Annotated in this window: 6 protein-coding genes and 1 tRNA gene; 4 read left to right on the forward strand and 3 right to left on the reverse strand. The window is 51.3% G+C overall.

The window, feature by feature from the left end; translation table 11 throughout:
- Nucleotides 1-62: 62 nt before the first annotated feature.
- Genes QQ91_RS19180 through QQ91_RS19190 form a run of 3 tightly spaced genes read left to right on the forward strand, consistent with a single transcriptional unit; the run spans nucleotide 63 to nucleotide 5,046 of the window.
- Nucleotides 63-2,159, forward strand: coding sequence for a response regulator (locus QQ91_RS19180; protein WP_166277521.1), 2,097 nt, complete (start codon nucleotides 63-65; stop codon nucleotides 2,157-2,159).
- A 24-nt stretch (nucleotides 2,160-2,183) separates the two neighbouring features.
- A complete protein-coding gene (locus QQ91_RS19185) occupies nucleotides 2,184-3,209 on the forward strand; it encodes a response regulator (protein WP_201277202.1) in 1,026 nt (341 codons plus the stop codon).
- A 55-nt stretch (nucleotides 3,210-3,264) separates the two neighbouring features.
- On the forward strand, nucleotides 3,265-5,046 hold the full coding sequence (locus QQ91_RS19190; RefSeq protein WP_166277524.1) for an EAL domain-containing protein: 1,782 nt from the start codon (nucleotides 3,265-3,267) through the stop codon (nucleotides 5,044-5,046).
- 183 nt (nucleotides 5,047-5,229) lie between these two features.
- Here the strand turns inward: QQ91_RS19190 and QQ91_RS19195 are convergent.
- Nucleotides 5,230-5,306 (reverse strand) — tRNA-Met (locus QQ91_RS19195).
- 428 nt (nucleotides 5,307-5,734) lie between these two features.
- Between QQ91_RS19195 and QQ91_RS19200 the strand changes: the two genes are divergently transcribed.
- Nucleotides 5,735-6,154: a 4a-hydroxytetrahydrobiopterin dehydratase gene (locus tag QQ91_RS19200; protein ID WP_166277527.1), complete on the forward strand. Its 420-nt coding sequence runs from the start codon at nucleotides 5,735-5,737 to the stop codon at nucleotides 6,152-6,154.
- Here the strand turns inward: QQ91_RS19200 and QQ91_RS19205 are convergent.
- Both QQ91_RS19205 and QQ91_RS19210 read right to left on the reverse strand, forming a co-directional pair.
- Nucleotides 6,101-6,622: a DUF551 domain-containing protein gene (locus tag QQ91_RS19205; protein WP_166277530.1), complete on the reverse strand. Its 522-nt coding sequence runs from the start codon at nucleotides 6,620-6,622 to the stop codon at nucleotides 6,101-6,103. The genes QQ91_RS19200 and QQ91_RS19205 overlap by 54 nt on opposite strands.
- 486 nt (nucleotides 6,623-7,108) lie before the next feature.
- Complete coding sequence (locus QQ91_RS19210; protein WP_166277533.1) at nucleotides 7,109-7,636, reverse strand: hypothetical protein; 528 nt, start codon at nucleotides 7,634-7,636, stop codon at nucleotides 7,109-7,111.
- Nucleotides 7,637-7,797 lie beyond the last annotated feature (161 nt).

Here is a 7,797-nt window from a genome sequence, read left to right on the forward strand (position 1 = left end):
GCCTGCCTGCGATCAGGGGGCGTCTATCCAGTGTTCTCTCCATTCATTTTGATTTCTAACCCATGACTTCACACCCGGTTTCCCCCAGTATCTTAATTGTGGACGATACCCCCACTAATCTGGAGGTTTTGTCTGAAACTCTAGTGTCCGAGGGACTCCAGGTCTCCGTGGCCATTGATGGTGAGAGTGCTCTAGAGCAGGTGGATTATCTGCGGCCTGAGCTAATTCTTCTAGATGTGATGATGCCAGGCATTGATGGGTTTGAGGTATGTCGCCGTCTGAAATCCAAACCGGACAGTTGTGAGATTCCGGTAATTTTCATGACGGCACTCGCCGATAGTCAGCACAAACTTGAGGGATTTTCCGTAGGAGCCGTTGATTACATCACTAAGCCCTTTCATCGAGAGGAGGTGCTCGCGCGCGTCAGGGTTCATCTGCAGATTCAAACTCTAACCCACACCCTGGAGCAGCAGAATCAAATCCTCAAGCATGAGGTCAGGAAGCGAGAAACGGTTGAAAATGCCCTGATAACTCTCAACCAGGATCTAGAGCGGCGCGTGCAGGATCGCACGGCGGAGCTCTTGGACACCTTAGCCGAACTGAAGCAGACCCAGGCCCTTTTGGTTCAGCACAATCAAGATTTGGAGCAGCGTGTACAGAAGCGCACGGCGGAACTCCAGCAGTCCAAGGAGGCGGCTGAATATGCGAACCGAGCCAAGAGCGAATTTCTGGCGAATATGAGCCACGAAGTTCGCACACCGCTCAATGGCATCCTGGGCTATGCCCAGATTCTTCAGCGATCTACGTCCCTGACCGATAAAGATCGCAAGGGGCTTGAAATTATCCATCAGTGCGGGACTCATTTGCTAACGCTGATTAACGATGTTCTGGATTTATCGAAGATAGAAGCGCAAAAGATGGAGCTTTTCCCCATGAGCTTTCATTTCTCTTCCTTCCTGCAGGGCGTCACAGAAATCTTCAGCATCCGAGCCGACCAGAAAAAAATTTCCTTTATTACCCATCTCGACCCAGCCCTACCTGCGGCTGTGCGAGCCGACGAAAAACGGCTGCGTCAGGTGCTCATTAATCTGCTGGGGAATGCCGTCAAGTTCACAGAAAAAGGAGCCGTCACCTTCCGCGTCAAGCTCCTGAACACCGACCTAGGCGATTCTGGCATGGCTCATCTCCGCTTTGAAATTGAGGATACGGGCATTGGGATTTCACCGGAGCAGCTAGATAAAATTTTTGTTCCCTTTGAGCAGGTGGGAGACAGTCGCAATCAGGCCCAGGGCACTGGCTTAGGACTGGCAATTAGCCAGAAAATCCTGAACCTGATGCAGGCCCCCATTCAGGTTTCAAGTCAGGTGGGGCATGGGAGTCAGTTCAGCTTTGAACTGCAGTTGCCGGTTGATCGCGAATGGGTGTATTCGGCGAGAATCTCTAGCCAGGGCGTGATTGTTGGCTACGAGGGTCAAAAGCGGCGAATTCTAGTGGTGGACGATCGCTGGGAAAATCGATCTGTCATTTCCAATCTGCTCCAGCCCTTAAGCTTTGAGGTGATTGAGGCCACAGATGGTCAAGAGGGCCTGGACAAGGTGGCGCTGTATCAACCGGATCTAGTGATCACGGATCTGGTGATGCCAACTATGGACGGCTTTGAAATGATTCGTCGTCTCCGCAGCCTGCCGAGTGGGAAGGAGAAGGAAACAATGATCATTGCTTCATCGGCTAGCGTCTTTGAAGCAGAGCAATGCGCCAGCATTGCCGCTGGCGCCAGCGAGTTCTTGCCTAAGCCTATTTCCACCGATAGCCTGTTGGAAATGTTGCGTATTTTGCTGGACTTAGAGTGGGTCTATGATGGTGACCTCTCCTCTGCGACCGTTGCTGTGACAGGGGATAGTGCGCTGGAGAAGACCACCGCCACGGAAACAGAACTCGTGCCGCCCCCGCTCCCGGTGCTGTCAAGGCTGACAGAGTTCGCTGGCAAAGGAGATCTCGATTCTGCCGTCGAGCTGGTATCTGGACTAGAACGGCAATCTCCCGCCCTAAAACCGTTTGCCACCCAAGTCCGGCAGCTAGCAGACAGTTTTCAGGTTAAAAAGCTACAGGACTTTCTCCATAGCTATCTAGATGCTTCCTTGGTCTCTTCTGAGCAGTGATTATTCCCCTGAGCCGAAATTACTATGATGTCTCCCGATTTAAATGTGGTTTTGATTGTCGATGACAATCCAACGAATCTGGCTGTTCTGTCCCAGGTTCTCAAAGGAAAGGGCTATAAGGTTCGAGTTGCCATTGACGGAGAAAGTGCCGTGGCGCAGGCCCATGCGGATCCGCCCGATCTCATTCTTTTAGATATCCAGATGCCGGGGATTGACGGATTTGAGACCTGTAAACAGCTGAAGGCCAGCCCCATGACCTCTGAGATTCCCGTTATTTTCATTACGGCTGCCACTACGGTTGATAGCAAGGTAAAGGGGCTGTCCCTGGGGGCCGTGGATTATGTGACTAAACCATTTCAGCATGAGGAGGTGCTGGCGCGGGTCAAGGTGCATCTTCAGCTGCGTTATTTAACCCATAAGGTCCAGGAACAGGCGATCGCCCTGCGGCGAGCCAATCGAGAACTGCGACGGATTGCCAATCTAGATGGCTTAACCCAGGTGGCAAATCGACGTAGATTTGATGAATATCTCAGTCAAGAATGGCATCGACTGGCCAGAGAAAAACAGCACTTGTCCTTAATTCTCTGCGATATTGACTATTTTAAAGACTATAATGACTTCTATGGACACCAGGCTGGGGATAGCTGCCTAAGAAAAATCGCCAAGACGATTGATGCCGTCTTAAGCCGTCCGGCTGATTTTGCCGCTCGCTACGGGGGTGAAGAATTTGCGGTGATTTTGCCGAATACGCCGCCCGTGGGCGCGTTGCAGGTTGCAGAGGAAATTCGATCCAATATTAAGGTTCTGCAGTTGCCCCATGAGCGATCTCGAATAGAAGCCCATATTACCCTCAGCCTCGGGGTCAGTTGCTTGATTCCGTCTTCCGACTCTTCCATTCAGGAACTGATCGCCATCGCCGATCGTGCCCTCTATGCCGCTAAAGATAATGGGCGCGACCAAAGCTATCTCGCCCCCATTGGCAATCAGGCCCCAGTGGTGCCCATAGATGTAAGCACCCTGTTGGCGCAGGACAGTCGCCTGTGTTGTTAGATCCCGCGGCAATGCCCCATCGTGCCATCGGTCCCCAAGTACTTGAGTTAGTGATATGAATCTACAACTGACGAATGAGCATTTTTTGATCGGGAAGAACACAGCCGTAGGATCCTGGGAGGGTGGAGAAGCAGATCAACCCAATCTCCTGGCGGCGGCTAATTTACATCAAAGCCTTCTAGAGTTAACCCAGGATGCGGTCATTGCGGTGGATCACCTGGGCCAGATTCAGCTCTTGAATCCGCAAGCAGAGGCCTTCATCGGAGTCACCATTGACCAGGTTCGCCATTGTCCCCTGGCGGATTTGCTGCAGTTTACCCTCGATGCGGCTGAGGAGGCGATCGCCGATCCGGTGCAGCAAGTGTTGCAAACCCAGCAGGCCCTTGTCAACCGGAGCGGCCACTGCCGAATGAGGCGCAATCCAGACTCCGTTGCCGTTAAATACAGCATTTCGCCGCTTTATAGCCAGCATCTTCAGGTCACCGGTGCCATGATCTTGCTGATTCAGCCTGCGGCGGCTCACCCCAGCGCTCACTTCACTAGCCCTGCGGATCGAGATATCCTCACGGGACTGGTGAATCGTCCCTCCTTTGAAGCCTACCTGGCCCAGGCGGTCGCCAGCACTCAGGGATCGCGTCAGCAGCATGTGCTGTGCTATCTCGATTTAGATCAGTTCAATGTGGTCAATGACACCTGCGGTCATGTGGCGGGCGACGAAGTTCTCAGACAGATTAGTGCGCTGTTTCTAAAGCGCGTGCGTAAGACCGATGTGCTGGCCCGACTGGGCGGCGATGAATTTGGGCTCATCCTCCATCAGTGCGATCTAGACCAGGCCATCAACGTGATTAATCTGCTCCAGGATGCCGTGCAGCGCTTTAGATTTGAGTGGGAAGGCAAAATTTTCAGCTTTAGCGTCAGTATTGGCGTTGCTCCCCTAGACGGCAGTAGCGACCCGCCCTCCCAGGTGCTGAGCATGGTGGGACTTGCCTGCGATATTGCCAAGGGGAAAGGGCGCAATCGTCTCTATGTCTATCAACCCCAAGATCCCGACCTGCTGTATAAGCGCGGCGTCGTCCAGTGGATTCCCACCATTTACAAAGCGCTTGAGGAGGATCGCTTTTTTCTCCATTCCCAGCCAATCACCCCGGTGCTGTCGCGGTCGGATATCGTCGTAGACCAGGGGCCTATTTTCCAAGAAGTCCTGATTCGCCTCGAAGACGAGACGGGGGGAACCATTTATCCTGGAAAATTCATTGGAGCGGCAGAGCGCTACGGGCTCATGCATCTCATTGATCGGTGGGTGATTCGGCAGCTTTTTTCCCACCTTCAGCAGATCAACCTGGCGCAACAAGGCAGTCATCATCTTTACTCTGTGAATTTATCCGGGGCTAGCTTTAACGATGATCAGTTTTTAGAGTTTGTACAGGAGCAGTTTGAACTCTATCAAGTCCCCCCTCACCTGATTTGCTTTGAAATTACTGAAACCCTGGCCATTACCAACATTGGGAAGGCCAGTGAACTGATTCGTCAGCTTAAGTCTTTGGGCTGCTACTTTGCGCTGGATGATTTTGGCAGCGGCATGTCGTCCTTTGGTTATTTACGCCACCTGCCCATTGACTATCTAAAAATTGATGGGGTGTTTATCAAGGAATTGCTCAGCAGCTCCGTTGCCCTGGAAATTGTGCAGGCAATCAATCGGATTGCCCACGTAATCGGGATTAAAACGGTCGCAGAATATGTTGAGAATGCTGAAGTGCTTGAAAAGCTCCAGAGCTTGGGGGTTGACTACGCCCAGGGCTTTGGGATTGCCAAACCGGGACCTTTACGAAGAGTGTAGCAGGGCTCAAGCTCAGGAGGGGTGGATTCACGCACCGCTGGCGATCGCGCTGAGTTAAGCAGCGGGGGCAGCAGCGGAGATCCGATCTTGGGGCGGATCCACAGGAACGGGATCAACAAATTCCCCGCAAGCCTTTTGCAAAGAGCTTACGGGGAATTTAAGAGATCTCAAAGGATCTAGGAGTGGTGGCGGGGCATGGATTTGAACCATGGACCTTCGGGTTATGAGCCCGACGAGCTACCAGACTGCTCTACCCCGCGTCGTCGCTTACCCAATATAACGCAAAAAGGTTCTAGGGCAATAATTTTTTTCTCTCTTATTCCTCCCGGTCCGGGTTGATCGCCAAGCTGGAGGGGAGTCAAGCTCTGTTTAAGGGCGTGATGAGCGACAGAAGGCGGATAGAAGGACTCAGTGGGATCTAAGCGTGAAAAATTCCATTTGCAGCAACGAGAACCTATTTTACGGGGATTTTACAGAGATTTTTCTGGATGAGACCGGCTGTGCGGTGGGCTGAGGCGGCCCTGGGTCAGCGCCCTCAAGATTCAAGCCCAAGTCAGCATGCGGAGGCCAGCCAGGTCGCAACGCCAGGTCGCAACGCCAGATTGCAACGGGTAAAATCAAAGCAAAGCCCTATCCGAACCACGGTCCATCGGATCGGGGGTCGGGCGGCCCCGCCCGGAGAAAATCCATGAGTTTTCCTCTCTCTAATCAAAGCTGCGTTCCTTGCAGTGGGAATGTTTCCCCCATTTCGGATCCCGAAATGACTGAGCTTAAGGCGCAAATTCCAGACTGGCAGATCCTTCAGGATCAGGGAATTCCCAAATTACAGCGTCAGTACGCAGTCAAAAATTTCCGGCAAGCCCTGCAATTCACGCAGCGGGTTGGGGAACTGGCGGAACAGGAAAACCACCATCCGGCAATCCTGACGGAATGGGGAAAGGTGACGGTCACCTGGTGGACCCATGCGATCGCGGGGCTGCATCGCAATGATTTCATCATGGCCGCGAAAACCGATATAAACTTTTTTTCTGGCAGGTTAGTCAATCAATCGCAACTATTGGAGGAAGAAGCGTCTTGCAGGCTCACCATAAAGGAGTCGGACTGCTAAGAATCCCAAAATCAAGGCGGGAAAAGCCTCTGAGATGCTCCTAAGCGCCAATTGTTGATAGTTTTCATATCCACAAAAATAACGTTCATTGCTATACCCAACACTGTTTTCCCAGCATTCATAAGGGGGTACAGGAAGAGGTTGCCAGTGAGTGATGGAGTGAAAGAGGAGGTTGAAATAGGGGCTCTCAACAATGACGACGACCATACCTGCAACCAGAAGACTCACTGCCAACCATTTACCGTAACGTTTTCTCCTTTGGAGTCCCCAAAACGCCAGGAAGTTTAAAGCTATTGCCAGCAAGCGAGACATCAATATGCCAATCAAGAAAGATAAAGGACAGCCAAAGGGCGGATTCGCTGAAAAACATAACACCAGGGTGATAATTAGAGAAATCACTAAACCTATCAAACTCACCATCAATAAAAACTGTGTAATCCATACACTGGGCGGGCGATATACAAGCATACCTCTCTCTCGGTTAGCGTTAGGAGGAAGATGGACTTAAGTCGAGATAGACACCTAAATCCTTAGGATGTCTGCCCTATACCAGCCTCCTTGATTTCTTCAAAAACACCCAACGGATTGACTAGAGTGAAATAACAGCCCCTCTGAAGCATTGTAGCCGCAAATACTATCTCATACGGCGATCGGTTTCGATTCGACAATCGATCGGGGCTGAAGACTCGACAATCTGCCTAATCCCTAAATTGTCTCTCCCTTCCAGCAGCTTTCTGACTTGCCTAGCAGCCCCTTTAAGCCTTCTCCCGATCCTCCTGATGGAGAGCCCGCCCAGCGATCGCATCCTTCGTTCTCAGATCCTTCAATCACCTGAAGCGGCTCGTTCCCCAAAATATAGCCTACTGCGTTTAAGAAAGGGTGATTCAAGCCATACGGCCATCTCAAGGATCCAAAGGGAGCAGCAGAAGATGACAATCGCCTAACCAGTGAAACTCATTTAAGAATCAGCAGTTCATTTAATTTGTTCTTCAAATCTGACGATACCATCAGTGGTTTATAAACTTCGCCTTCATAAGGTTGCCAAACATAGCCAGGGCTAAAGGGTCGAAACAAGGTTGAGGCTCCGAGCGATCGCCAAACTGCTTCAGACAAGACTAAACCTGGAAAACTGGAACCGGCCACTTCTGCGATCAGCTCACTGTAGGTTCTAAATTCATCAACTTCGACACCAACCAGGGCATACCGAAAGGGCGGGGCAGATTGTACCTGTTGATAGAGTAAGATGCCCAACTCTGTCATCTGGTAGGCAATGTCGGATCTATCAATCCCCACGTCACTGATGCCACTGGGACGAATCTGACACCACCAATTTTCTTCAATATCCTGAAAAATTGCTGTGTGGCATTGGGACTGATGACCGTTAGAAAGAACCCAGGAAAGACCGTCAAAATGCTGTGCAAATTGCTCAGCGGCAACTTGATCCGCCCCACATTCAGCCGACAAACTAAATACCCATGCCATTTTAACTAACCCTCTCCCAGTCATTTTGGGTATTTGCCAATGCGGTCTCGTACTTTTCCAAAAGCATCGTGACCCTTGGGGCTACCAATTTAAGGCGGGACAGTTTTGAGAAAAATGTATTTTTTGGGAGAGTGCTCTAACCAGGGTTGATCCTGGAGCTG

It is taken from the genome of Lyngbya confervoides BDU141951, from assembly GCF_000817775.3.
GTDB lineage: Bacteria > Cyanobacteriota > Cyanobacteriia > Thermosynechococcales > Thermosynechococcaceae > Lyngbya > Lyngbya confervoides.